Raw genomic sequence first — 24,464 nt, forward strand, 5'->3', positions numbered from 1 at the left:
TCTCCCTAGATCAGTTACGAAGCGGCTTGCCGGTTTCGAGCATGTGCTCGACACGGGCCTGCGACTTCGGGTTGCGGACGAGGCGCATGAAGCCTTCGACTTCCAGCTTCAGCAGCTGCGCTTCGGTCACGGTTTCGGTCACGTCGGTATCGCCGCCGGTCAGCACGCGGGCAAGCTCGCTGGCGACGGTTTCGTCGTGCGGCGTGGCCAGGCCCTGCTTGCGGAAGCTGTCGACCGCCAGCTTGAGCGCCGCGGCGCCGGTCGGGCCGGGCAGGCGGTACTCGGGCTTTTCGGGTGCCTCGTAGCCATCGACCATGGCCAGCGCGCGCTGCTTGGCGTCAAACAGCAGGCGGTCGCGGTTCATGGTGATGCCGTCGTCGCGGCGCAGGAAGCCATAGTCCTTGGCCTCGGCAGCCGACTTGGCAACCGTGGCGGTGGAAATGATTTCAAACGCCTTGGAAACGGCCGGCATCGGGCCCTTGGGGTGGCGCGGATTTTCGATCCAGCGGCTCAGCATTTCGCCGCAGCCGCCCCAGCCCGGGATGATGCCCACGCCCGTCTCGACGAGGCCGATATAGGTCTCGGCATGGGCCTGGATGGCATCGGAGTTGAGGCAGATTTCGCAGCCGCCGCCCAGCGCCATGCCGAACGGTGCGGAGACGACCGGGAAGGGAGCGTACTTGAGCGCCTTGTAGGCGTCCTGTCCGCCCTTCACGAGCTTCTCCACCTCGCTCCACGCCGCGATGTTCAGTGCGAACATGGCGAGGCCGAGATTGGCGCCGGCGGAGAAGTTGGAGCCCTCGTTGTAGACGACGAGTGCCTTGTATTCCTTCTTCACCAGCGGGACGGCCTTCTGGATGATCTTCATTACCTGCTCGTCCAGCGCGTTCATCTTGCCGGTGAATTCCAGCGCGACGACGCCATCGCCGATGTCCCACAGCGCGGCAGAGCCATTGGCCATCAGCGGCTCGGACGAGAGCTTGATGTCTTCCAGCAGCAGTACGCCTTCGGGGCGAACGACGTCATGGTATTCGCCGTCGGTGCCGAGGTACTGGCGCTTGCCGTCCTCGACCCGGTAGAAGCTGCGGTCACCCGCGGTGCGGAGGATTTCCGGCACCGGCAGACCGTCTGCTTCCAGCCGCTCGACCAGCATGGCGACGCCGATCTTGTCGATCATCTCGAAGGGGCCGAACTTCCAGTTGTAGCCCAGCTTCATCGCGTCATCGACGCCGACGACAGTCGCGGTCGCTTCGGGCACGATGCTGGCCGCGTAGGACAGCGTCGGGCCGAGCACGGCCCAGGCGTATTCGCCGACCTTGCCCTTCTGTGAGATCAGCTTGCCAAGGTCGCCCTTGGCGGCCGAACCGCGCACCAAGCCCGGACGGGCCGCCTTGCGGTATTCGCCGGACTTCAGGTCCTTCGCCATCTTGGTGCGCGAACCGTCAGCGCCCTTTTCGAGCATGTAGAAGCCACCCTTGCCCTTACGGCCGGTGTAGCCTTCTTCGATCATCTGCTCGATCAGCGGCTCGCTGCGGGCGATCTTCTGGTAGGGATCGTCCTTCGGCAGCGTGCTGGTGAGCGACTTCATCAGGTGCGGCATCAGGTCGATGCCGATCAGGTCGATCAGGCCGAAGATGCCGGTCTTGGGTACGCCCATCGGACGCCCACCGATCTCGTCGGCCTCTTCCACCGTGACACCCTGTTCGAAGGCGGCGTTGACCGCCTGCTGGATCCAGAAGGTGCCCACGCGGTTAGCGATGAAGCCGGGGGAGTCCTCGGCATCGACCACGCTCTTGCCGAGCTTGCGGTCGACGAAGTCCTTCACCATCGCCACGGTGCCCGCATCGCTCTGCGGACCGGCCACGATCTCGATCAGCCGCATGTAGCGCGGCGGATTGAAGAAGTGGGTGATCAGGAAGTCCTGCTTGAACTGGTCGCTGCGGCCGTCGGTCAGCTGGGCAAGCGGAATGGTCGAGGTGTTCGACGAGATCGCCGTCCCGGCCTTCCGCACCTTTTCCAGCTTGGCGTAGAGATCCTGCTTGATGTCGAGCCGTTCGATGATGGCTTCGACGATCCAGTCGCACTCGGCCACCTTGTCGAGGTGATCCTCGATATTGCCGGTTTCGACCAGTTTGGCCGGGCGTTTGCCCATGAAGGGAGCCGGCTGGGTCTTCAGCATCTTGGCGACGGCGCCCTCGGCAATCGCGTTGCGGTTGTCGCCATCCTTGGGAACGATGTCGAGCAGCAGCACGGGCACGCCGGCATTGGCCACCTGTGCGGCAATCCCGGCACCCATGGTGCCGGCGCCGATCACGCAGACTTTGTTGATGGTCTTGTCAGCCATTATGCGACCTCCAGGATCGTCGCGATGCCCTGGCCGCCACCGATGCACTGCGTCGACAGCGAGTACTTCTTGCCTTCACGCTGCAGCAGCTGGGCGGCCTTGCCGACGATGCGCGCACCGGTGGCCCCCAGCGGGTGGCCGATGGCAATCGCGCCGCCATCGATGTTCAGCTTGGCTTCGTCGATGCCGAGGTCCCGCACGGTGGCGATCGACTGGCTGGCGAAGGCTTCGTTCAGTTCGACGATGTCGATATCGTCGATGGTCAGGCCGGCGCGCTCCAGCGCCTTCTGGCTGGCGCCGACCGGGCCGATGCCCATGATTTCAGGGGCGCAGCCGGAAATCGCCATGCTCTTGATCTTGGCCATCACCTTGAGGCCGTTCTTGGCAGCATAGTCCGCGCTGCAGACCAGCACGGCGGTGGCGCCGTCGGTCAGCGGGGAGGAGGTGCCGGCGGTGACCGTGCCGTTCTCGTCGAAGGCCAGCTTCAGGCCAGCAAGCGCCTCGGCGGTGGTGCCGGGGCGCGGAGTGCCGTCAGCGTCGATCACGGTGCCGTCGGGCAGGGTGTAGGGGACGATCTCGTCCTTGTACTTGCCGGCCTCGATGGCAGCAGCGGCCTTCTCCTGGCTCTTCACCGCGAAAGCGTCCTGCTCTTCGCGGCTCAGCCCGTACTTCTTGGCGACGTTCTCTGCCGTGTCGCCCATGCCGATATAGGCGGCGCTCTTCTTCGCCAGCTCGGGGTTCGGCATCGGGTTGAAGCCCGTCATCGGCACGCGGCTCATCGACTCGATGCCGGCGCAGATGAACACCTCGCCAGCGCCCATGGCGATCTGGCCAGCGGCGTAGTGGATCGAGCTCATCGAGGAGCCGCAGAAGCGGTTCACCGTCATGCCGCCGATCGATAGCGGCAGGTCGGCCAGCAGGCCGACGAGGCGAGCGATGTTGAAGCCCTGCTCACCTTCGGGGAAGGCACAGCCCATGACGATATCCTCGACATCCTCGGCCTTGACGCCGGTCTTGTCGATCAGGCCGCGAATCGTGTTGGCTGCCAGGTCGTCCGGACGGACCTTGGCGAGAGCACCCTTGTAAGCGAGGTGGAAGGGGGAGCGGACATATCCTGCAATGACGACATCACTCATGGTTTGCCTCGAGCCTTTCTTTTCGATTCGCGCCTGCCAATCGTTCGCCGATTGACCTTTTGCGCTGAATGATTACGATAAAGTCTGTTGCTTGACGTATACGTTAAGCGAGGTGGAATCAAGACGCAGTTTCGGTGGACTCTGCGCAACGTAAGGAAAGGATGTGTCATGAGCGAGGCGGCGGTCGCAACGTCCCACCCGCTGGATCCCAGCCGGATCCTCGATGCGGAGGGCAAGTTGCGTCCTCGCCTGCTGACCGAGCCTTTCGACCGCGCGATCACGACCTTCCCGAACCGCGTCGCCATCGACTTCCTCGGCCGCGAATGGACCTATGGCGAGATCGGCGCCGAGGTGGAGCGGGTCGCTTCCGGGCTGCAGGCGATGGGGCTGGGGAAGGGCGACAGGTTCGGCCTGTGCCTGCCCAACACGCCCTATTCGGTCATCCTCTATTACGCGGTGCTGCGCGCCGGCGGCATCGTGGTGCAGCTCAACCCGCTCTATTCCGAGAGCGAAGTCGAGTTCCTGATCACCGATTCGGGTGCCAAGTTCGTCGCCGTGCCAGACCTTGAGGCGCTTCACGCGAAGGTGGCCGCTGCCTGGGGCAAGGGCGAGATGGAGCGCATCGTGCTGTGCTCGATGGCGGACGTGTTGCCGTTCTGGAAAAGCGTCGGCCTGCGCACGCTGAAGCGTTCCTCGCTGGCGAAGAAGCGCAGCGATGCCGCCTATATCGACTATCGCGAACTTGCCGCTCACCAGCCCTCTCTCCGCGCGGTTGAGCAGGACCCGGACGATGTCGCAGTCCTGCAGTACACGGGTGGAACGACCGGGCGACCGAAGGGTGCCATGCTCACCCATGCAAATCTTGCTGCCAATGCCGCGCAGATGCTGCTGCACGTGGGCGAGGAGCGTGACATGCAGGAACGCACGCTGGGCGTACTGCCGCTGTTTCACGTCTTCGCGCTGACCTGCGTGATGAACTTCGGCGTCGAAATCGCCGCGGAACTGGTGCTGCTGCCGCGCTTCGAAATGGACGAGGTGCTCAAGACCATCAAGCGCAAGCCGCCGACGCAGCTTTTCGGCGTGCCGACGATCTACAACGCCATCGGCAGCTTGCCGGATGACAAGGTGCCGGACCTCAGCGCCGTGCGCACCAGCATCTCCGGCGGCGCGCCGCTGCCGCTGGACGTGCGCCTGCAGTACGAGAAGCGCACCGGTTCGCCGGTATCGGAAGGCTACGGGCTGACCGAGGCTTCACCGATCATCACCAGCAACCCGCTGCTGGGCCGTCAGCCGGTGAAGGAAAACTCCGCCGGTCCGGCTTTCCCGCACACGATCGTCGAGATCCGCGATCCGGAGACCGGGGAACTGCTGCCGCAAGGCGAGCGTGGCGAAGTCTGCGCGCGCGGTCCGCAGGTGATGAAGGGTTACTGGAACCGTCCGGAGGCGACCGAGGCCACCTTCATCGACGGCGCCTTGCGTACCGGCGACATCGGCTATCTCGACAAGGACGGCTACCTGTTCATCGTCGACCGCATCAAGGACCTGATCCTCGCCAGCGGCTACAACGTTTATCCGCGCGTGATCGAGGATGCCGCCTATGAACACCCGGCGGTGAAGGAAGCCATCGCGATCGGTATTCCCGACGATTACCGCGGCGAGGCGCCTAAGCTGTTCATTGCCCTGCACGAGGGCGAGGAACTGGATGCGGGGACGCTCGATGCATTCCTGAAGATGCGGCTCAGCCCCATCGAAATGCCCGATGCCTACGAATTCCGGGACGAATTGCCCAAGACCCTGGTCGGCAAGCTCGAGAAGAAGGAGCTGGTGGCCGAGGAACGGGCGAAAGCAGAGGCGGCGAAGGCGGCCAAGGGGGAGACAGCCGATGACTGAGCCAGCGCGTGAAAAGCTAGACCATACACCCGGATTCGAAGGCATGGCGCCGGGCGACCTGAAGAGCATTGCCGAAGCGTCCGAAGCGCTCGGCGTGACCCAGCGCACCTTGCGCTTCTACGAAGACAAGGGGCTGATCCAGCCCAAGCGAGTTGGCTCCATGCGCGTCTATTCCCGGCGCGAGATGGGGCGGATGCAGCTGATCCTGCGCGGCAAGCGGCTGGGCTTCTCGATCCGCGAGATCGGCGAATTCCTCAATCTTTACGATCTCGACCCCGATCAGGTGGTGCAGGCCAGGCGTATGATCGAGGCGACGCAGCAGCGGCTGGAGGAACTGCGCCAGCAGCGCGAGGCCATCGACCAGACGATCGAGGAGCTCGAGAGCCTCGAGGCACTGTCGCTGCGGCACCTGAAAGCGCGGGAGGGCAAGGACTGATCCTCGCCCGCGGGCCTTGGCATTACTGGGGGGAAACGAATGGTGGGCGTACCAAGGTTCGAACTTGGGACCCCTACGATGTCAACATAGTGCTCTACCACTGAGCTATACGCCCGCACCATTCGGTAGGAGCCGGACCTATCGGTCGGCAGGCGGGCCATCTAGCGCCGCCGTTCAGATGTTTCAAGAGGCTAAAACAGGCTCAGAGGCTAAGCGCCGCGCTGTCCTCGAAAATGCGCTCCACTTCCATCACCAGGTCCTTCAGGTGGAAGGGCTTCGACAGCATCTTGGCATGCGGTGCGTCGCGCGTCGCCTTCAGGGCCACGGCGGCGAATCCGGTGATGAACATCACCTTGGTCGACGGGCTCAGCTCGTTGCAGCGCTGGGCCAGCTCGATCCCGTCCATTTCCGGCATCACGATGTCGGACAGCAGCAGGTCGTAGATCTCGGTTTCGATCAGGGGGAGCGCTTCGGTGCCGCAGGAAACCGCCATCACCGAAAAGCCAGCCTGCTCCAGTGCCCGCTTCAGATAGGTACGCATGGCGGTGTCGTCTTCGGCGAGCAGGATGCGGATCATGCCTTGGTCTCTTCCCTGGTTGCTTGTGAGGTCTGGCCCTAAGCACATTCACGTTAAAAATCTGCCCCCGATTGGCCGGAGTCCTGCTTTGGTACAGCCCGCCTTTGACTTGGGGAAAGTTCGCCGCCAGCAATGGGGCAATGCAAGCAGACGATCCCGACCTGCCCGATTCGGTGCTGACGCCCGGCGGGACGATCCCCGGCGCGGACGATCAGCCGGCCTTCGTCATGCGCAGGCGCAAGTCCTTGGCCATCCCCGTCCTGATTGCCGTGCCGCATGCCGGGCGCACCTATCCCGACAGCCTGCTGCAAAGCATGCGCCACCCGGAGGAAGCCGCGCTGCGACTGGAAGACCGCTATGTCGACCTGGTGGCACGCAAGGTGGCTGAGGCGACCGGCGCCGCGCTGCTGATGGCAAACGCGCCGCGGGCCATGATCGATCTCAACCGGTCACCGGAGGATGTCGACTGGGAGATGGTGAACGGGCCGCGCAACACCACCATGCGGGCGCGGTTGGCCGCCGGTCGCCGTTCGCGCAGCGGCCTGGGGCTGGTGCCTCGCCGATTGCCGGGGCTGGGTGAACTGTGGCGCCAACGCATGCCCGCGATCGAATTGAACGAGCGGATCGAGCATATCCACGCACCCTATCACCAGGCTTTGTCGAAAATGCTCGACAGCCTGCGCGACCGGTGGGGCGCAGCCTTGCTGATCGACATGCATTCGATGCCGCCGTTGGGGCCGAAGACGGGTGCCGATGCGGCCGTCGATTTCGTCCTGGGCGACCGGTTCGGCGCGTCCTGCGAAAGCCACCTTGTCAGCGCGGCGCTGGATCATTTCGACGAACGCGGCCTGCGGGCAGCGCACAACCGGCCCTATGCCGGCGGCTATGTCCTTGACCGCCACGGCGCCCCGGCGCGTGCGGTTTCCGCCATGCAGCTGGAGATTTGCCGGGCGGCCTATCTCGACGCCCCGCTGCGCGAGCCCGCCGACGGGCTCGATCACGTGGCAGAGGAGCTGGTGCTGCTGGTCAGGCGTTTGGCCGACGAAGTCTGCAAGGGCGCCCAGGGCTTCGCCCAGGCAGCCGAATAGCCCGTTGCAGGCATGAAAAAACCGCCTCGTGCAAAGTGCACGAGGCGGCCAAGGTTCAGGGAGGAGGCGCACCGAAGTGCACCTATCCAATCGGGCCATGAGGGGAGCGCCGACCGGACACATCAAAGATAGGTCCGGTCCGCCCCGTTTCAAGATATGCAGCGTCGCCTGCGCCTCTATCCGGCGCGTTTGTCGCAGGAAACGGGCGCCTTGGCGCCCGTTTCGCTATGCACTGGAAAATCAGGCCTTCGGAGCCGAATCCGCGGCTTCCTGGGTCGGCACGGCGGCGCCATTGGCGGCACCCTGCGGGCCCTTGCCGATTTCCACCTGCTTGGCGAAGATCACGCGCATCAGGTCGAGCGAGAACAGGTGCGCGTAGATCAGCGGCAGCAGGCCGTTTTCATTCCACTTGCGCAGCTGGTCGCCACGCAGTTCGCGCAGCTTGTCCTGGTTCACCATGCGGAAGCCGCGATAGGTGAAGGGCTGGTCCGGCGCGTCCGAACGGTTGATGACGATTTCGCCGTCCATCAGCAGGTCGAGGCTGTTCAGCTCTTCCATGAACAGCTGGGTGCGGTGACCGGCTTCCTCGAACTTCTCGCAGAACTGCAGCAGGCCCTTGGTGTGGTCGCTCGGCTGCTTGTCGGCGTCGAACATCGGGTTGCCCTCGTCGAACTTGCCGATCAGGTCGCTGGTCGGATCGAAGCACAGCGACAGGTTGTCGGAGTTCGGGTCCAGCTTGGCGAGCAGGAACGGATAACGACGGATGTAGGCCGGAATGTACGGCGGAGTGCTGTCGCGCGGCGAACCGTCTTCGTTGAAGTAGACGTTCACGCCTTCGTTCAGGCCCATCAGGGCAAGCGGCACGGCCTTTTCACCCGACGAGAACACGATCGGGAAGAAGCGCTGGGCCGAGGGGAATTCCTCCACCGTCAGCGGGATGGCGTGCTGGTTGGCGATCCACGGAGCCTTGTCGACAGTACGACCATTCCAGTCGGCATGGTCCTGGCTGTTGAGGGGAACGAGTTCGTTATACAGAACGGGCAAATTGGGCTTCGGCGCGCTGGCCATCGTATTCTCCGATCAAACTGGATTGCGTCATCCGGCAATGGAACCGTCGGGGTCCGTTGCGGATTCCGTGAAGTTCGGGCGCGGCCTTAAAGTGTCTCGCCACTGGTTTCAAGCGGGACCAGCTTGCCCGGGTTGAGCAGTCCGGCAGGGTCCAGCGCCTGCTTCACCTGGCGCATGATGGCAAGCTGCGCGGGATCGCCCAGCCGGCCCAGTTCATCGCGCTTCAGCTGTCCGATCCCGTGCTCTGCGCTGATCGATCCGTTCCAGGCCGTCACCTCGTCATGCACGAAGGCGCTGATGGCCTTGCCGTCATTCTCTTCCCACTCGCCCGGCGTCGCTTCGCTGGGGGCGAGCACGTGAAAATGCACATTGCCGTCGCCAAGGTGCCCGAAGGCGACGGCACGAGTGCCCGGGAAGGCCGCCTCAACCTTGGGCACGGCAGCGGCGACGAATTCCGCCATGTCCTGCACGGGCACGGAGATATCGTGCTGCATGGCCGGGCCGATAGCGCGTTCGGCGGGGGCGATCTCGTCGCGCAGGGCCCAGAATTCCTCCGCCTGCGTTTCGTTGGCGGCGATGGTGGCATCGGCGACCAGTCCGGCCTCGAAGGCGCTTTCCAGCAGCTTCTGGGCGAGGGCGGGCAGCCCGTCGGCGTTGCCGGCATCGGCGGTCAGCTCGATGAGCGCGTTCCACTCGTGCCCGTCCTGCAATGGCGCCCGCGCTCGCGGGCTGTGCGCCAGCACCGCCTCCAGCGAATGCCGCGGCATCACCTCGAAGCCCTCCAGCGCATCGCCGGCGACCTTCTCTGCATGTAGCAGCAGCTTGCGGGCGTCGCGGATGTCGCCAAGTCCGGCCCACAGCACGGCCCGGTCCGCCAGCGCAGGCAGGAGGCGCAGCGTGGCGGCCGTCACGATGCCCAGCGTGCCTTCGGAGCCGATCAGCAGCTGCTTCAGGTCGAACCCGCGATTGTCCTTCTTCAGCGGGCGGAGCGAATCGAACACGGTGCCGTCGGCCATCACCGCTTCCAGCCCCAGCACCTGCGCGCGCATGGAGCCGTGGCGCAGCACCTGTGTGCCCCCGGCATTGGTGGAGATCAGCCCGCCGACCGTGGCCGAACCCTTGCCGCCCAGCGTCAGGGGGAACCGCAGGTCCTTTGCCTCCACGGTGTCGTGCAGCGTTTGCAGGATAACGCCCGCCTCGCAGGTGATCTGGCGGGCATCGACATCGAAGCTGCGCACCGCGTCCATCCGTCGCAGCGAGAGCACGATGGCCTTGCCGGTCTCGTCGGGCGTTGCCCCGCCGGACATGCCGCTGTTGCCGCCTTGCGGGACGATCGGCACGCCGAATTCGCCGCACAGCTTAACCAGCGCGGAGACTTCCTGCGTGCTGGCCGGCGAGGCGAGGCCCAGCGCCTTGCCGGTGAAACGTCCGCGCCAGTCGGTCAGCCATGGGGTGACAAGGTCGGTGTCGGTGGTGAAGCCGCGCTCGCCCAGCAGAGCTGCGGCGGCATCGAGGAATTTCTGCGTCGTATCCATCGCCGCGCGCAATGCCAGCACAACGGCATGGTTGCAAAGGGGGCAAAGCGGGTTAAGCCGTCATTCAATCGTCGTTGCTAGGGAGACCTGCTACATGGTGGCTCGAATTGTTCGCTTGGCCACCGCCTGAAAAGCCCCCGGCATGAAACGCTTTGTTGCCCTGTCCCTGATCCTTGCCCTGCTGGTGCCGCTGTTCGCGATGCCGCTGCCGACGCGCGTCGCGGCACAGGATGCCGGACGGCTGACCGGGCCGCAGTCCAGCCTGCCGCTGGGTTTCGACGAGACCCGTCCTTCGCCGTTCGAGCTGCTTGAGCAGGCCCGCCGCCCGGCGGAGCAGAACCAGGTGCGGATCGAAAGCCGGGTCATCGTGCGCGTTTCTCCCGCGCCGCCGCGGGCGCGTACGCAGATGCTGGCGGACCTGCCACGTCGGCCGATGCCGCGCAGTTTCGAGGAAGTGGAGCATGGCGACTGCATCGATGTGAATGACATCGTCGGTATCCAGCCCACCAATGATAACCGCCTGCTGTTCTTCACCCAGAATCGTCAGGTGCTGGCGGCAACCTTGGGCGATTCCTGCGTCGCGCGAGCCTTCTATGCGGGCTTCTATGTCGAGCGCAGCGAGGACGGGCAGCTGTGCGTCAATCGCGACCTGTTGCAGTCGCGCGCGGGGGCTTCTTGCGAAGTGGCCCAGTTCAGCCGCCTCGTGGCTGTGGGCCAATAGGCTTCTCCTACCCGTAAATCTTGACTTTTGCGCCTTTGCCAGCATAGGGCGCGCAGCATTCCCGGCGTCGCCTTGGCGCGCTCTCCAATATTTCCGGAACCAGACGTTTTGACCACTTTCGCCGACCTCGGCCTCTCGCCTGAATTGCTCAAAGCCGTGGAAGCGGCCGGCTATACCGAGCCGACTCCGATCCAGGCGGAAGCCATTCCGGCGGTGCTGATGATGAAGGACATGATCGGCATTGCCCAGACCGGTACGGGCAAGACGGCCAGCTTCGTGCTGCCGATGATCGACGTGCTCGCCAGCGGCCGCCGCCGTGCGCTGATGCCGCGTTCGCTGATCCTCGAGCCGACCCGTGAACTGGCTGCCCAGGTGGCGGAGAACTTCGAGAAGTACGGCAAGAACCACGACCTCAAGATGGCGCTGCTGATTGGCGGCGTGCAGATGGGCGACCAGGTCAAGGCGCTGAACGAGGGCGTCGACGTGCTGATCGCCACGCCGGGTCGCCTGATGGACCTGTTCGAGCGCGGCAAGATCATGCTTTCGGCATGCGAGCTGGTGGTAATCGACGAAGCCGACCGCATGCTCGACATGGGCTTCATCCCCGATATCGAATTTATCTGCGACAAGCTGCCCGACCAGCGCCAGACGCTGCTGTTCTCGGCCACCATGCCGCCGCCGATCGAGAAGCTGGCGAAGAAGTTCCTCGACAACCCGAAGCGGATCGAGGTGAGCCGCGCGGCCTCCACCAACGAGAACATCACCGCCTTCAAGATCCCGGTGAAGACCCGCGAGAAGCGCGAGACGCTGCGCTGGCTGCTGCGCAACGACCTGGTCGAAACCGCCATCATCTTCGCCAACCGCAAGACGACCGTGCGCGAGCTCAACCAGAGCCTGCAGCGCCACGGCTTCGCCTCGGGCGAAATTCACGGCGACATCGACCAGAACCAGCGCAACAAGGAATTGCAGCGCTTCAAGGACGGCGAGATCAACATCCTCGTCGCTTCCGACGTCGCCGCACGCGGGCTGGACATCAAGGGCGTCAGCCACGTCTTCAACTTCGATACGCCGTGGCACCCCGACGATTATGTCCACCGCATCGGCCGCACCGGTCGCGCCGGGGCCAAGGGCCGCGCCTTCACCTTCGTCGCGCCCGAAGATGCCGAAGCCATCGAGAACGTCGAGAAGCTGACCGGGGCGGAAATCCCCGTGTTCGGCAAGAAGGACGTGCGCGTCGAATTGCCCAAGGCCCAGCCGAAGCAGGACAAGCGCGACGACGACGAGGCCGATGAGCGCGAGGAAAAGCCCAAGCGCTCGCGTTCGAAGCGCAGCGAGGAGCCGCGCGAAGAGCGCAAGCCGCGCCGCGAGAAGCGCGAGGACAGGCCGCGCCGCGAAAAGCGTGACGAGCCGCGCCAGTCCCGCCGCCGTGACCAGGACGACGATCCGGTGCCGGCAGGCGAGTGGAATGGGCCCAAGCCGGACTTCCTCGGCGTCGGCTTCGACTGAAAACTGCCGGGTGCGAGGGCCCCGGCACTCCGCAAGAAAGGATTTCGCGTGCCTGGCTGGCAACGGTTCGCCGCAGGATGGGCTCAAGCCATCCGTTCAGGTGCGGACATATCCGAAATCGTTAATCCAATGGCAATTCGGCCCCGAACAGGCGGGCTCACCACTCCGTTCGCTGGCGGCTATCTTGCTGCCTATAACAATGAACACTGCGGACGGGTCGCTGGCAGGCGACAGTATTGATCTAGGCACTGCGCCTGTCGAATATCGTAGGAGTAGAATTATGCGTTTCATGTCCACCAAGCCCGCAGCGCTGGCCCTGTGCGCCGCATTGGCGATGCCCGCCACCGCCGGCCTTTCGGCGCAGGAGCTGGAGGCCACTTCCGCCAACCCGCCGATCAACGTCGTCGGCTCGCTGCCGGCTGACCTGTCGGGCCTCGAAGTCGGTCCGGAACTGGATGGCTTCATCTCGGCGCGCACCGGTCGCCAGGTGCAGGTGACCGGCACCGACGGCAGCACCCAGCAGGTGTTCATCGCCGACACGACCGACATCAAGGCGCGCGGCGGCTTCCTCGGCTTGGGTCGTACCGAACTGGGCGCCGAAGCCCTGCTCAACGGCCTGCCGGTGACGGTGAAGACCGTGCACTGGGAAGGTGGCCTCGTCGCCAGCGAGATCCGTTTCTCCAACGAAGATCTCGAAACCGCGACGATGATCCGCAGCGGCACCAACCAGCGCTTCGCCGCCAATGAAGCGATGATCGACGAGAACGCCGACAACATCGAGATCAACGCCGCCGCCACCGAGGCGCTGCGTGGCCGTGTCGCCAACATCGACCAGTACAACATCCGCGGCACCACCAATGTCTATTTCGACACCGGGCGCCATAACCTGAGCCCGGCTGCCCAGCGCGAACTGTGCGCGGCTGCCGCCGAGGCCGAACAGATGGACAACGCCCTGCTGCTGGTGGTCGGCTACACCGACGATGTCGGCGACTATGATTACAACCAGCAGCTGAGCGAGCGCCGCGCGGGTGGCGTCGTGAACTACCTGCAGCAGCAGTGCGGCTGGGCCCCGTGGCGCATGCTGACGCCGACGGGCATGGCCGAAGCCGACCCGGCTGCGGACAATACCACCGCCGCCGGCCGCGCCCAGAACCGCCGCGTGTCGGTCAACATCCTCGTCAGCAAGGCTGTCGACGGCGTGTAAGCGCTGGCAAATTGCGCCGAATTCAAGGACGCGGGGTGGGGCGATGGACCTGCCCCGCGTTTTCTTTGGAGGGTGAGGGCGGAAACGGTGGTCAGGCCAGCTTCACGAAGCTGTCGATCACCCGCTTGGTGCCGGCCTTATCGAAGTCGATTTCCAGCTTGTTGCCTTCCTGGCCGATCACTTCGCCGTAGCCGAACTTCTCGTGGAACACGCGGGCGCCCAGTTCGATGTCGGTGCGCGGCTTGGCGGCAAAGCTGGCGGCGCTGCGGCCGGGTTCCTTCAGGCGCACCTGCTTGGTCTCGTAGCCGGTCGCGAGTGCGCGCTGCCAGCCGGGGCCGCGCGCCTGTGAACGCTCGGGCCGATCGCGCGAGACGTGCGCGAAGGGGTCTTCGCTCTCGGACCAGTTGGCCTGCCACAGCGACTTGCCGCCGGTCATGCTGGTCTCCTGCTCGATATGCTCTTCGGGCAGTTCCTCGATGAAGCGGCTGGGGATGGAACTGGTCCACTGGCCGTAGATGCGGCGGTTGGCGGCATGCAGGATGGTGCAGCGACGGCGCGCGCGCGTGATCGCGACATACGCGAGGCGCCGTTCCTCCTCCAGGCTGGCGAGGCCGCCTTCATCGAGCGAACGCTGCGACGGGAACACGCCTTCCTCCCAGCCGGGCAGGAAGACGTGGTCGAATTCCAGCCCCTTGGCGGCGTGCATGGTCATGATGGTGACCTTTTCCTCGCCGTCGTTGGCGTCGTTGTCCATCACCAGGCTGACGTGTTCGAGGAAATCGCCCAGCGTCTCGTAGTCCTCCATCGCGCGGGCGAGCTCGACGAGGTTGTCCGCGCGCCCGGCGCTCTCGGCGGAGCGATCGGCCTTGAGCATGGCGTCGTAGCCCGATTCCTCCAGCACCGCGCGCAGCAGGTCGGCGGGGGTCACCGCCTCGCTCATCTCGCGCCAGTCGACAAACTGCTTCATCAACGCGGCAATGGTGTTGCGTGCGCGGGCGGGCAGCTCGTCGCTGTCGGCCAGTTCCAGCGCGGCTGCGGCGAGCGGCTGGCCGGTGCGGCGCGCGTGCTGGTGCATCTTCTCGAGTGTCTTCGAACCAAGCCCGCGCTTGGGCTGGTTGTAGATGCGCTCGAAGGCGAGGTCGTCTGCCGGCTGCTCGATCACCCGAAGGTAGGCGAGCGCGTCGCGAATTTCGGCGCGCTCGTAGAAGCGGAAACCGCCGATAATGCGGTAGTTGAGGCCGATCTGGATGAAGCGGTCCTCGAACTCGCGCGTCTGGTATTGCGCGCGCACGAGAATGGCGACCTGTTCGAGGCTAAGGCCCTCGCGCTCCAGCCGCTCGATCTCCTCGCCCACGCGGCGGGCTTCCTCGGGCGCGTCCCATACGCCGACCACGCGCACCTTCGGGCCCTCGGGCAGCTCGGTCCACAGCGTCTTGCCGAGGCGCTGCGAATTGCTTTCGATCAGCCCGCTGGCGGCGGCGAGGATCTGCGGAGTGGAGCGATAATTCTGCTCCAGCCGCACCACCTTGGCCTTCGGGAAATCCTTGTCGAAGCGCAGGATGTTGGCCACCTCCGCCCCGCGCCAGGAATAGATCGACTGGTCGTCATCCCCCACCACGCAGATGTTCTTGCGCTCCTGCGCCAGCAGCCGCAGCCACAGGTACTGCACGGCGTTGGTGTCCTGGTATTCGTCGACGAGGATGTACTTGAACCGGCTCTGGTAGGCCTTCAGCACGTCGGCGTGCTGGCGCAATATGTTGAGCATGTGCAGCAGCAGGTCGCCGAAATCGCAGGCATTCAGGCTTTTCAGACGCTCCTGGTAGATTCGGTACATTTCCTGCCCGCGGCCGTTGGCATAGCTCTCGTTATCGACGGCGGTCAGGTCGCCGGGATTGAGGCCGCGGTTCTTCCAGCTGTCGATCAGCCCGGCCAGCTGGCGCGGCGGCCAGCGCTTTTCGTCAAGGTCGTTGTCGCGGATCAGCGTCTTGAGCAGCCGCAACTGGTCATCGGTGTCGATGATAGTGAAGTTGCTTTGCAGCCCCACCAGTTCCGCATGGCGGCGCAGCATTTTGGCGCAGATCGAGTGGAAGGTGCCGAGCCACGGCATCCCCTCCAGCGCGCCGCCCGTCAGCCTGGCGACGCGTTCGCGCATCTCGCGCGCGGCCTTGTTGGTGAAGGTGACGCAGAGGATCTCGCTGGGCCAGGCCAGCCGCTCGCGCACGATGTGCGCCAGGCGATGCGTAAGGGCGGCGGTCTTGCCCGTGCCCGCACCTGCCAGCATCAGCACCGGCCCCTCGGTCGTCAGCACCGCCTCGCGCTGTGGTGCGTTGAGGTGCGACAGCCACTCGGGTGTGGTGGCGGCAGGCAGGGAATCGCTGGGAGAAGGGGCGTCGGTCACCCGTGAACAGTTAGGGAACGGCGGCCATCCGTGCAAGGAACTGCACCGGCTTTTGTCCGTTCATTGTGCAACTCGCGAAGAGGAGAGGACCAATCCGATGAAGACTCCCGCCCTTGCCGCAGCAATCGCCTTTACGGCGATGGCTACACCCGCCCTGGCTGACCATCACCAGGAAGGGGAACCGCAGGCGCAGGACGAAGAGGAGGCTCCGCTGGCGGAAGTCCTCAAGCGCGACGAGAACGGCCGCGCGACGTTGATTCGTGTCGAGGGGCAGGAATACGTGGTTTGCGGGGAGGGCCAGCAGGATGGCTGTATCAACCCGCGCGAGGCCGGCCTCGATTTCGGCGGCGTACCGATCGACTACTGGCCGGGCCGCCCGGCCAGCGAGATCGATGAGCCGCTGCCGGCCCATCGTCCGCCGCAGGACGACTAGGTTTCGGGCAGCCGCGCCAGCACCAGCTTGGCCGGGCCGGTCTTGCGCTCGGTTTCGATTTCCAGCGCCTTGAGCTGGACGTCGTCCTTGGCGCCGACCTCCAGCGCGACCCAGGTCGCCGGGCCGATCCAGCCCAGCCGGTTGAGCCGGTCGATGGCCACGGCACCGGCATTTGTGCCGTAGGGCGGATCAAGCATGATCAGGTCGAGCGGGGCCTTGGCCGGGCCAACCGACATGACCGACGTAACTTGCACGTCGCAGCGCTGCTGCGCGCGAAGCGAGGCGATGTTCTGCCGCAAGGCACGCACGGCGGCGGCGTCCTGCTCCACGAACAGGCAGCTTGCCGCGCCGCGACTGAGCGCCTCCAGCCCCAGCGCGCCGCTGCCAGCGAACATGTCCGCGACCTTCAGCCCTTCGAAGGAGCCGAGCCGGCTGGTGAGCATGGAGAACAGCGTTTCGCGCGTGCGATCCGCCGTCGGGCGCGTGGCATCGCCTGCAGGTGCGCGTAGCTGTCGGCGCTTCCATTCGCCCGCGATGATCCTCACTGGCCGCGCCCCTGCTTCAGCGAGGAGCGGAAGCGTTCGACGTCTTCCTTGCGGATTTCCTGGGCCGCGCCGCGCGGCAGGTCTGCAAGGCCGAAGGGGCCGTAGGCGGTGCGGATCAGGCGGTTCACCTTGAGGCCGAAGTGTTCGAGCACACGGCGGACTTCGCGGTTCTTGCCTTCGGTCAGCGTCAGTTCGATCCACTGGTTCTGGCCGGTGCGCCGTTCCAGGTTGGCGTCGATTCGGTCGTACCGCATGCCGTCGATCTCCACGCCTTCGATCAGCGTTTCCAGCTGTTCCTGCGTGATCTCGCCGAAGGTGCGCGCGCGATAGGTGCGCGGGATTTCGGAGGAAGGCAGTTCCAGCAGCCGCTTGAACTCGCCGTCGTTGGTCAGCAGCAACAGGCCCTCGGTATTCATGTCCAGCCGACCGACCGGCATCAGGCGCGGCGTGCCCTTGGGCAAGGCGTTGCGCAGCGCGGTGTAGATCGTCGGGCGACCGGAAAAATCGCGCTCTGCCGTCAGTAGGCCGGTGGGCTTGTGGAAGGCGAACAAGCGGGTTCGCTCGGGCTTGGCGACGGGCTTGCCGTCCACCGTCACGCCCTTGAGGCTGGTGAGGAAGGTGGCCGGCGTGGTCACCAGCTCGTCCCCGATCTTGATCCGCTTGTCGGCGATCATGCGCTCAACCTCGCGGCGGCTGGCGACACCTGCGCGGGCAAGCAATTTGGCGATGCGGTCGCCTTCGGGACGTTCATCATTCGACATTTTGCGCGCCATAGGCGTTGAGAGGCCGTTCATCCAGCCTTCCAATGCAATGGATTACGGCTAGACGGGTAGAGAGGCACTGAAAGAGGGCAGACAATGGCTGAAGCCGCCGCCACCGTGAAGAAAAAGAAGCCGGGCTGGGGTGTCCTGCTGCGCTCGCTGCGCAACCCCAAGAGCGGCTACATGGCGCTGTTCGGATTCGCCAGCGGCCTGCCTTTCGCGCTGTTCCTGGGCACGCTCTACGCCTGGCTGAGCGAGGCCGAGGTGGAGCTGGAGACGATGGGCGTCTTCTCGCTGATCGGCCTCGCCTATGCCTTCCAGTTCCTGTGGTCGCCGCTGATCGACAAGGTGACGATTCCCGGCTTCAGCAAGCTGGGCCGGCGCAAGCAGTGGATCGTGCCGGCGCAGATCCTGCTAGGCGTGATCCTGATTGCGCTCAGCCTCTCCAACCCCACAAACGAGGCGATCGGCTGGTTCAGCCTGCTGGCGGGCATCGGCGCGCTGGCCAGTGCGACGCAGGACATTGCCATCAACGCCTGGCGCATCGACGTGGCGGACGAGGAGGCAACGCTCGATATCCTCTCCACCATCTACCAGATGGGTTACCGGCTGGCGGCGCTGGTGGGCGGCGCGCTGGGCCTGATCATCGCCGCGCGCATCGGCTGGCCGCAGACCTACCTGATGATGGGCGCGATCCTGCTGGCAATCGGCATCGCCGGCCTGTTCGCGCCGGACAGCAAGGCGGGCGAGAATGTCGACGGTACCGTGGGCGACGACCTGCTGCTGAGCCTGCGCAAGAAGGGCGAGCTGAAGCCCGAACTGCGCGCGAAGGCGCTGGCGGCTGTCGGCCTGCTGTGGGCGATTGCAATCGGCGTGGTGCTTACCTTCATGTACATGTCGCTGGCCTACCCGCCGGAGGAGCGCCCGAACCCCACCGACTTCACGCTCAACTACGGCCCGTGGATCATCGTCGCGACCGTCGTAATCCCCGCATTCATCGCCGGCTGGCTCGCCTCGCAGAAGCGGAAGGGCGAGAACGTGATGACGGAGGATCTTCCCGAGCAGGCAGGCGGGGCCTACTCCCTGGACCATCTCTACCGGGCGCTGGTGATGCCGCTGGTGGAATTCGTCGGCCGCATGGGCTGGTCGTTGGTGCTGATCCTCTCGCTGGTGCTCACCTATCGCATCTGCGACGCGATCTGGGGCACCTTCGCCTACCCGTTCTACCTGGGTGAGCTGGAGTACACGAACGACGAGGTGGCCTTCGCTTCCAAGTTCTTCGGCGTCGGCGCGATCATCGCCGGCCTGGCTCTGGGCGGCTACATGCTCACCGTGATCGGGCGTATGGCGACGCTGACCATCGGCGCGTTACTGGCGGCGCTCACCAACCTGCTTTACGCCGACATGGCCATCGGCGGGGCGACGATGCAGGTGGCCAGCGATGCCAGCGGCTTCTCCTGGTTCATCAGCACCATCGCGCCCTTCGGGTCCGAGGCGCTGCCGCGACTGACCTTTACCATCATGTGGGAAAACCTCGCCATCGGGATTGCCGGGGCGGCCTATGTCGCCTGGCTCAGTTCCATCGTCTCGAAGAAGTATTCCGCCGTGCAATATGCGCTGCTGTCCTCGCTCACCATGCTGGTGGGGACACTGGGACGCGGCGCGCTGGGCGAGATGATCGAGGAGCAGGGCTATTACACCGTCTTCATCTTCACCACGCTGATCGGCTTCGTCGCCGTGGCGCTGTGCGTGATGGAATGGATTCGCGAGACGCGAGCCGGCAAGAGCAGCGGCGTCGTTACCGCCGATGCCAAGGCGATCCCGGCGGAATAGTCAGTTCGGCAGTTCGCGATTGGCGCTGAGCGCCTTGCCCGCGAGGTAGAGCGAACCTGCGATCAGCACCGTACCATCGCCACCATCGGGCAGGGCTTCCAGCGCCGTGGGCATGTCGGGCGCCGTGGTGACGTTCACCACACCCGCTTCGCGCGCCAGTTCGGCCAGCACGTCCAGCGGCACGTGGTCATTGCCCGCAATCGGCACGGCGGTGACGCTGGCCAGGTGCGGGGCGAGGATGGCGAGGAACCGCCGCGCGTCCTTCGCGGCCATCATGCCGAGCAGGACATGGACCGGCTGGTCCACCTTCGCCAGGTGCCGGGCGAGGGCTTCGGCCGCGTCGGGGTTGTGCCCGCCATCGAGCAGCACCGGGCGACCGCGCGCCAGTTCGGTGAGCGGACCAGCACCCATGTATTGCAGGCGAGCGGGCCAGCGCGTGGCGCGGATGCCCTCTGCCATCGCGGCGGGCGATACCGCCACCGTATCCTGGTGTCGCAGCATGGCGACCGCCAGCGCGGCGTTATCCGCCTGGTGCCCGCCGGGCATGGTCGGCAGCGGCAGGTCCAGCCGCCCGTCGCGGTCGCGATAGGCGATCGAGTCCGGTCCGGCTTCGGCCCACCAGTCGTGGCCGCGCATGTGCAGCGGTGCTCCGGCCAGCCCGGCGCGGCGCTGCACTTCCGCCTCGACATCGGGCGCGTAGTTCTGCGTCACCAGCGGCGAACCTTTGCGGGCGATGCCCGACTTCTCGAAGGCGATGCGCACCAGCTTGTTCTCTGGCGAGGGTGCGTCCGGGTCTTCGTTGAGCAGGAACTGTTCGTGATCGACGCCGAGCGAGGCGATGCCGCAGGCGGCGGGCTTTTCCATCACGTTGGTCGCATCGAAACGTCCGCCAAGGCCCACCTCGATCACGCAGGCATCGGCCGGCTCGCGCGAGAAGGCGAGGAAGGTGGCTGCCGTGGTCACTTCGAAGAAGCTCGGCGAGAGGTCTGCGGCAGTGTCGAGCACCTCTTCCAGCAGGCTGGCCAGCATGTCGTCCGAGATCAGCTCGCCGCTGACGCGAATACGCTCGTTGTAACGGACGAGGTGCGGCTTGGTGGCGACGTGGACCGTGTGGCCCTCCGCCTCCAGCATGGCGCGCAGGAAGGCGCAGGTCGAACCCTTGCCGTTGGTGCCCGCCACATGGAACACCGGCGGCAGGTGCCTCTCCGGGTTGCCGAGCCGGCGCAGCAGTTCGTGGATCACTTCCAGCCCGATGCGGCCCTGCGGCAGGCTGAGCGCGCCCAGCCGGTCAAGCTGGCGCTGCACCGCCTCGTTATCGGAGATGGCGAAGTCTTTCATTGGCGATGTACGGCTTTGTTCAGGCGGCCTTGGCCGGGGTGAGATAGTCCAGCAGGTTGGCCAGCGTGGAGCGCAGGTCCTTGCGGTGCACCACCATGTCCACCATGCCGTGCTTGTGCAGGTACTCGGCGCGCTGGAACCCCTCGGGCAGCTGCTCGCGAATGGTTTCCTGGATCACGCGCTGGCCGGCAAAGCCGATGAGGGCGCCGGGTTCGGCGATGTGCACGTCGCCCAGCATGGCATAGCTGGCGGTGACGCCGCCCGTGGTCGGGTCCGCCAGCACGACGATGTAGGGCAGGCCGGCGTCGCGCAGGCGGCGGGTCATCACCGTGGCGCGCGGCATCTGCATCAGGCTGAGAATGCCTTCCTGCATGCGCGCACCACCGGCGGCAGTAACGCAGACAAAGCCGCACTTCTCGTCCAGCGCGCGCTGGGCCGCGTTGCAGAAGGCATCGCCCACGGCCATGCCCATCGAACCGCCCATGAAGGTGAAGTCCTGCACGCCGACCACGGCCTTGCGGCCTTCGATCGTGCCGACGGCGGCGGTGAATGCATCGTTGTGCGGATTGCTGGCGCGCGCGGCCTTCAGGCGATCCGTGTAGCGCTTGCTGTCCTTGAAGCGCAGCGGGTCCTCGGTGACTTCGGGCGCAGGCAGCAGCTCGAAATCGCCTTCGTCGAGAATCTGGTCCAGCCGGGTATCGGCATTGATGCGGCCATGATGCTCGCAGTTCGGGCAGACGCTCATGTTCTGCTCGTACTCGCTGCGGAAGATCATCTCCTGGCAGCGCGAACACTTGATCCAGAGATTATCGGGCGATTCGCGCTTGTTGCCGAACGGCAGGCGCTCGCGGACACGGGTTAACCAGCTCATGCGCGCAGCCTATCGCGCATTATGCACGGCTTGGGCAAGGCTTTGCGTCAGTTCGCGCAGGTGTTTCGGCGCGTCCGTGCCGTGTTCGCCCACCAGTTCCACCAGCGCGCTGCCTACCACCACTCCGTCTGCCACCTTGGCGATGGCTTCGGCCTGTTCGGGCGTGCGCACGCCGAAACCCACCGCCACGGGCAGGTCGGTGTGCTGCTTGATGCGGTTCACGTTCTCCTCGATCGAATCGATCGCCGCCTGCTGCTTGCCGGTGATCCCGGCAACGCTGACGTAGTAGAGGAAGCCGGACGAGCCATCGAGCACGGTGGGCAGGCGCTTCTCGTCCGTCGTCGGCGTGGCGAGACGGATGGGCGAGATGCCCTTGTCGCGCAGGAACGGGCCCAGGTCCTCGTCCTCTTCCGGCGCCAGGTCCACGCAGATCACACCGTCGACGCCTGCGGCAGAGGCATGCTCGGCAAACCATTCAGGCCCGCGGCGGATCATCGGGTTGGCATAGCCCATCAGCACCAGCGGCACGTCCGGGTGCCGCGCGCGGAAGTCGGTGGCGAGTTGCAGCACGTCGGCAGTCTTGGTGCCCGCACCCAGCGAACGGATATTCGCCGCCTGGATCGCGGGGCCGTCTGCCATGGGATCGGTGAAGGGCATGCCCAGTTCGATCACATCGGCGCCGCCTTCGACGAGCGCGTCGAGATTGGCCGCCGTGTCGCCATCGCCTGCGGTGATGAAGCAGACGAGGGCGGGGTGGGACTTGGCGAAAGTGTTGGCGAGGCGGGTGCTCACATCTCCACTCCCAGCGCCTCGGCGACGGTGAAGATGTCCTTGTCGCCGCGACCGCAGAGGTTCATCAGCACGATCTCGTCCTTGCCCATGGTCGGCGCGACCTTCTGCACGGCGGCGATGGCGTGGCTCGGTTCCAGCGCCGGGATGATGCCCTCGGTGCGGCAGAGCAACTGGAAGGCTTCCAGTGCTTCTGTATCTGTGGCGCTGGTGTAGTCGACGCGGCCGGTCTCCTTCAGCCAGGCGTGCTCCGGCCCGATGCCCGGATAGTCGAGGCCCGCGCTGATCGAGTGACCTTCGGTGATCTGGCCGTCCTCGTCCTGCAGCAGGTAGGTCTTGTTGCCGTGCAGAACGCCGGGAAAGCCGCCTGCCAGGCTGGCGGCGTGTTCGTCACCCTGCAGGCCCTTGCCCGCCGCTTCCACGCCCAACAGCTTCACTTCCGGATCGTCGAGGAAGGGGTGGAACAGGCCGATGGCGTTCGATCCGCCACCGATGGCGGCAACGCACAGGTTCGGCAGCTTGCCGGTGCGGTCGAGCATCTGCGCACGCGCTTCCTTGCCGATCACGCTCTGGAAGTCGCGGACCAGTTCCGGATAGGGGTGCGGGCCGGCAGCGGTGCCGATGATGTAGAAGGTGTCGTGGACGTTGGCGACCCAGTCGCGCAGCGCCTCGTTCATGGCGTCCTTCAGCGTGCCGCGCCCGGCGGTGACAGGGCGCACTTCGGCGCCCAGCAGCTTCATGCGGAAGACGTTGGGCGACTGCCGCCGCACGTCCTCTGCACCCATGTAGACGACGCAGGGCAGGCCGAAACGCGCGCAGACGGTGGCCGTGGCCACACCATGCTGGCCCGCGCCGGTTTCCGCGATGATGCGAGTCTTGCCCATGCGGATCGCCAGCAGGATCTGACCGATGCAGTTGTTGATCTTGTGCGCGCCCGTGTGATTGAGCTCGTCGCGCTTGAACCACACCTGCGCGCCGCCCAGCTCCTCGGTCAGGCGCGGAGCGAAATAGAGCGGGCTGGGACGACCAACGTAATGCTCCAGCAGGTCCTCGAACTCTTCATGGAAGGCGGGATCGGCCTTGGCGGCCTCGTATTCGCGTTCGAGGTCGAGGATCAGCGGCATCAGCGTTTCGGCGACGTAGCGTCCGCCGAACTGGCCGAAGTGCCCGCGCTCGTCGGGCTGGTTGCGATAGGAATTGGGTGTGTTCTCGGTCATCGAGGGCCGATTTACAGGGAAGGACGGGCAAGTCCAGCGAGTCTAAATACCACCCCTGATCACGCAGCTTTGGCGCGTGCCTCGCGGGCAGCTTCGCAAAACGCCTTGATTTTGCCGATATCCTTCTTGCCCGGCTCGCTTTCGAGGCCGGAGGAGGCATCCACCAGCGGGGCGCCGGTATAGCGGATGGCGTCGGCGACATTGGACGGGCCAAGGCCGCCTGCCAGCCCCCACGGAAGCACGTGGCGGTGGTTTAGCAGCAACCGCCAGTCGAGCGCCAGGCCGTTGCCGCCCGGCAGCGCGCCCGCCGCCGCATCGTAGAGCAGCCGATGCGCCGAATCCTTGTACTTGGCGGCCTTTTCCAGCGTAGTCCGATCCTTGACGCCGACCGCCTTCCACACTTCCAGCTCCGAATTGTCCTTGATCAGGCTCAGCCACTCGGGCGTTTCCTTGCCGTGCAGTTGCAGGACGTCGGGCTGCACTTCCTGCAACGCGGCCGCCGTCGCCTTCGGGTCCATGTTCACGGTCAGCAGGACGACCTTCACCGACTTCGGCACGCGCACACGCATCCGGGCCGCGTCTTCGATGGAGAGGTGACGCGGGCTCGGCTCGAAATGCACGAGACCGACGTGGGTCGCCCCCGCTTCCACTGCGGCGTCGATGGTTTCCTCGGTCGTGAGACCGCAAATCTTGATCAGCTGTTCAGCCATGGCGTCCAGATAGGTGATTCGACTGCCATGCGAAAGTGCGGCAGCCCGGATTAACATTTTCCTT

The 24,464-nt window shown here is 65.4% G+C and carries 21 protein-coding genes and 1 tRNA gene; 8 read left to right on the plus strand and 14 right to left on the minus strand.

The window, feature by feature from the left end; translation table 11 throughout:
• Positions 1-10: 10 nt before the first annotated feature.
• Both OZN62_RS00270 and OZN62_RS00275 read right to left on the minus strand, forming a co-directional pair.
• Positions 11-2,344, minus strand: a complete 2,334-nt coding sequence (locus tag OZN62_RS00270) for a 3-hydroxyacyl-CoA dehydrogenase/enoyl-CoA hydratase family protein (RefSeq protein ID WP_269100600.1) — start codon at positions 2,342-2,344, stop codon at positions 11-13.
• A complete protein-coding gene (locus tag OZN62_RS00275; RefSeq protein WP_269100601.1) occupies positions 2,344-3,480 on the minus strand; it encodes a thiolase family protein in 1,137 nt (378 codons plus the stop codon). The genes OZN62_RS00270 and OZN62_RS00275 overlap by 1 nt, the downstream gene beginning before the upstream one ends.
• A 168-nt stretch (positions 3,481-3,648) precedes the next feature.
• On the opposite strand from OZN62_RS00275, the gene OZN62_RS00280 reads away from it, so the two are divergent.
• Both OZN62_RS00280 and OZN62_RS00285 read left to right on the plus strand, forming a co-directional pair.
• Positions 3,649-5,370 carry a long-chain-fatty-acid--CoA ligase gene (locus OZN62_RS00280; protein WP_269100602.1) on the plus strand — a complete coding sequence of 574 codons (1,722 nt, stop codon included), beginning with the start codon at positions 3,649-3,651 and terminating at the stop codon, positions 5,368-5,370.
• A 43-nt stretch (positions 5,371-5,413) separates the two neighbouring features.
• Positions 5,414-5,806, plus strand: coding sequence for a MerR family transcriptional regulator (locus OZN62_RS00285; RefSeq protein WP_269102191.1), 393 nt, complete (start codon positions 5,414-5,416; stop codon positions 5,804-5,806).
• A 40-nt stretch (positions 5,807-5,846) separates the two neighbouring features.
• Here the strand turns inward: OZN62_RS00285 and OZN62_RS00290 are convergent.
• Positions 5,847-5,921: transfer RNA gene (locus OZN62_RS00290), tRNA-Val, on the minus strand.
• Between the two features lie 87 nt (positions 5,922-6,008).
• Positions 6,009-6,383: a cell cycle two-component system response regulator CpdR gene (gene cpdR, locus OZN62_RS00295; RefSeq protein ID WP_269100603.1), complete on the minus strand. Its 375-nt coding sequence runs from the start codon at positions 6,381-6,383 to the stop codon at positions 6,009-6,011.
• Between the two features lie 140 nt (positions 6,384-6,523).
• Here cpdR and OZN62_RS00300 point away from each other — a divergent pair, with 140 nt between their 5' ends.
• Positions 6,524-7,471 (plus strand): N-formylglutamate amidohydrolase, encoded by a 948-nt coding sequence (locus OZN62_RS00300; RefSeq protein WP_269100604.1) that lies wholly within the window; start codon positions 6,524-6,526, stop codon positions 7,469-7,471.
• A 240-nt stretch (positions 7,472-7,711) separates the two neighbouring features.
• Here OZN62_RS00300 and OZN62_RS00305 read toward each other — a convergent pair whose 3' ends face one another.
• Both OZN62_RS00305 and OZN62_RS00310 read right to left on the minus strand, forming a co-directional pair.
• Positions 7,712-8,539, minus strand: a complete 828-nt coding sequence (locus OZN62_RS00305) for a SapC family protein (protein WP_269100605.1) — start codon at positions 8,537-8,539, stop codon at positions 7,712-7,714.
• A gap of 86 nt (positions 8,540-8,625) precedes the next feature.
• Positions 8,626-10,074, minus strand: coding sequence for an FAD-binding oxidoreductase (locus OZN62_RS00310; RefSeq protein ID WP_269100607.1), 1,449 nt, complete (start codon positions 10,072-10,074; stop codon positions 8,626-8,628).
• Between the two features lie 142 nt (positions 10,075-10,216).
• Here OZN62_RS00310 and OZN62_RS00315 point away from each other — a divergent pair, with 142 nt between their 5' ends.
• From OZN62_RS00315 to OZN62_RS00325, 3 genes are all read left to right on the plus strand, one after another.
• Positions 10,217-10,795, plus strand: coding sequence for a hypothetical protein (locus OZN62_RS00315; protein ID WP_269100609.1), 579 nt, complete (start codon positions 10,217-10,219; stop codon positions 10,793-10,795).
• A gap of 108 nt (positions 10,796-10,903) precedes the next feature.
• Entirely contained in the window at positions 10,904-12,301 is a 1,398-nt protein-coding gene (locus OZN62_RS00320; RefSeq protein WP_269100611.1) for a DEAD/DEAH box helicase, read from the plus strand.
• A 280-nt stretch (positions 12,302-12,581) separates the two neighbouring features.
• Positions 12,582-13,505 (plus strand): OmpA family protein, encoded by a 924-nt coding sequence (locus OZN62_RS00325; protein ID WP_269100613.1) that lies wholly within the window; start codon positions 12,582-12,584, stop codon positions 13,503-13,505.
• A gap of 91 nt (positions 13,506-13,596) precedes the next feature.
• On the opposite strand, the gene OZN62_RS00330 is transcribed toward OZN62_RS00325, so the two are convergent.
• Complete coding sequence (locus OZN62_RS00330; RefSeq protein WP_269102192.1) at positions 13,597-15,873, minus strand: ATP-dependent helicase; 2,277 nt, start codon at positions 15,871-15,873, stop codon at positions 13,597-13,599.
• Between the two features lie 127 nt (positions 15,874-16,000).
• Here OZN62_RS00330 and OZN62_RS00335 point away from each other — a divergent pair, with 127 nt between their 5' ends.
• A complete protein-coding gene (locus tag OZN62_RS00335; RefSeq protein WP_269100614.1) occupies positions 16,001-16,336 on the plus strand; it encodes a hypothetical protein in 336 nt (111 codons plus the stop codon).
• Here OZN62_RS00335 and rsmD read toward each other — a convergent pair.
• Positions 16,333-16,881: a 16S rRNA (guanine(966)-N(2))-methyltransferase RsmD gene (gene rsmD, locus OZN62_RS00340; RefSeq protein WP_269100615.1), complete on the minus strand. Its 549-nt coding sequence runs from the start codon at positions 16,879-16,881 to the stop codon at positions 16,333-16,335. The two genes, OZN62_RS00335 and rsmD, sit on opposite strands and share 4 nt — an antisense overlap.
• On the minus strand, positions 16,878-17,642 hold the full coding sequence (locus OZN62_RS00345; RefSeq protein ID WP_269100616.1) for a pseudouridine synthase: 765 nt from the start codon (positions 17,640-17,642) through the stop codon (positions 16,878-16,880). Before OZN62_RS00345 ends, rsmD begins: the two co-directional genes overlap by 4 nt.
• A gap of 96 nt (positions 17,643-17,738) precedes the next feature.
• Between OZN62_RS00345 and OZN62_RS00350 the strand changes: the two genes are divergently transcribed.
• A complete protein-coding gene (locus OZN62_RS00350) occupies positions 17,739-19,475 on the plus strand; it encodes an AmpG family muropeptide MFS transporter (protein ID WP_269100617.1) in 1,737 nt (578 codons plus the stop codon).
• On the opposite strand, the gene OZN62_RS00355 is transcribed toward OZN62_RS00350, so the two are convergent.
• The 5 genes from OZN62_RS00355 to OZN62_RS00375 are packed head-to-tail and all read right to left on the minus strand — an operon-like array spanning position 19,476 to position 24,400.
• Positions 19,476-20,813: a bifunctional folylpolyglutamate synthase/dihydrofolate synthase gene (locus OZN62_RS00355; RefSeq protein WP_269100618.1), complete on the minus strand. Its 1,338-nt coding sequence runs from the start codon at positions 20,811-20,813 to the stop codon at positions 19,476-19,478.
• 19 nt (positions 20,814-20,832) lie between these two features.
• Positions 20,833-21,684 (minus strand): acetyl-CoA carboxylase, carboxyltransferase subunit beta, encoded by an 852-nt coding sequence (gene accD, locus OZN62_RS00360; protein ID WP_269100619.1) that lies wholly within the window; start codon positions 21,682-21,684, stop codon positions 20,833-20,835.
• Positions 21,685-21,693: 9 nt separating this feature from the next.
• A complete protein-coding gene (trpA, locus tag OZN62_RS00365) occupies positions 21,694-22,476 on the minus strand; it encodes a tryptophan synthase subunit alpha (RefSeq protein WP_269100620.1) in 783 nt (260 codons plus the stop codon).
• A complete protein-coding gene (gene trpB, locus OZN62_RS00370) occupies positions 22,473-23,690 on the minus strand; it encodes a tryptophan synthase subunit beta (protein ID WP_269100622.1) in 1,218 nt (405 codons plus the stop codon). The genes trpA and trpB overlap by 4 nt, the downstream gene beginning before the upstream one ends.
• A gap of 59 nt (positions 23,691-23,749) precedes the next feature.
• Positions 23,750-24,400 (minus strand): phosphoribosylanthranilate isomerase, encoded by a 651-nt coding sequence (locus tag OZN62_RS00375; RefSeq protein ID WP_269100623.1) that lies wholly within the window; start codon positions 24,398-24,400, stop codon positions 23,750-23,752.
• Positions 24,401-24,464: the final 64 nt, after the last annotated feature.

This window comes from Aurantiacibacter sp. MUD11 (genome assembly GCF_026967575.1).
Lineage (GTDB): Bacteria > Pseudomonadota > Alphaproteobacteria > Sphingomonadales > Sphingomonadaceae > Alteraurantiacibacter.

Excerpts from the sequence above, each read along its gene's own strand:
- OZN62_RS00270 (WP_269100600.1), bottom strand. The coding sequence starts at position 2,344 with ATGGCTGACAAGACCATCAACAAAGTCTGCGTGATCGGCGCCGGCACC.
- OZN62_RS00275 (WP_269100601.1), bottom strand. The coding sequence starts at position 3,480 with ATGAGTGATGTCGTCATTGCAGGATATGTCCGCTCCCCCTTCCACCTC.
- OZN62_RS00280 (WP_269100602.1), top strand. The coding sequence starts at position 3,649 with ATGAGCGAGGCGGCGGTCGCAACGTCCCACCCGCTGGATCCCAGCCGG.
- OZN62_RS00285 (WP_269102191.1), top strand. The coding sequence starts at position 5,414 with ATGGCGCCGGGCGACCTGAAGAGCATTGCCGAAGCGTCCGAAGCGCTC.
- cpdR (WP_269100603.1), bottom strand. The coding sequence starts at position 6,383 with ATGATCCGCATCCTGCTCGCCGAAGACGACACCGCCATGCGTACCTAT.
- OZN62_RS00300 (WP_269100604.1), top strand. The coding sequence starts at position 6,524 with ATGCAAGCAGACGATCCCGACCTGCCCGATTCGGTGCTGACGCCCGGC.
- OZN62_RS00305 (WP_269100605.1), bottom strand. The coding sequence starts at position 8,539 with ATGGCCAGCGCGCCGAAGCCCAATTTGCCCGTTCTGTATAACGAACTC.
- OZN62_RS00310 (WP_269100607.1), bottom strand. The coding sequence starts at position 10,074 with ATGGATACGACGCAGAAATTCCTCGATGCCGCCGCAGCTCTGCTGGGC.
- OZN62_RS00315 (WP_269100609.1), top strand. The coding sequence starts at position 10,217 with ATGAAACGCTTTGTTGCCCTGTCCCTGATCCTTGCCCTGCTGGTGCCG.
- OZN62_RS00325 (WP_269100613.1), top strand. The coding sequence starts at position 12,582 with ATGCGTTTCATGTCCACCAAGCCCGCAGCGCTGGCCCTGTGCGCCGCA.
- OZN62_RS00335 (WP_269100614.1), top strand. The coding sequence starts at position 16,001 with ATGAAGACTCCCGCCCTTGCCGCAGCAATCGCCTTTACGGCGATGGCT.
- OZN62_RS00345 (WP_269100616.1), bottom strand. The coding sequence starts at position 17,642 with ATGTCGAATGATGAACGTCCCGAAGGCGACCGCATCGCCAAATTGCTT.
- OZN62_RS00350 (WP_269100617.1), top strand. The coding sequence starts at position 17,739 with ATGGCTGAAGCCGCCGCCACCGTGAAGAAAAAGAAGCCGGGCTGGGGT.
- OZN62_RS00355 (WP_269100618.1), bottom strand. The coding sequence starts at position 20,813 with ATGAAAGACTTCGCCATCTCCGATAACGAGGCGGTGCAGCGCCAGCTT.
- accD (WP_269100619.1), bottom strand. The coding sequence starts at position 21,684 with ATGAGCTGGTTAACCCGTGTCCGCGAGCGCCTGCCGTTCGGCAACAAG.
- trpB (WP_269100622.1), bottom strand. The coding sequence starts at position 23,690 with ATGACCGAGAACACACCCAATTCCTATCGCAACCAGCCCGACGAGCGC.
- OZN62_RS00375 (WP_269100623.1), bottom strand. The coding sequence starts at position 24,400 with ATGGCTGAACAGCTGATCAAGATTTGCGGTCTCACGACCGAGGAAACC.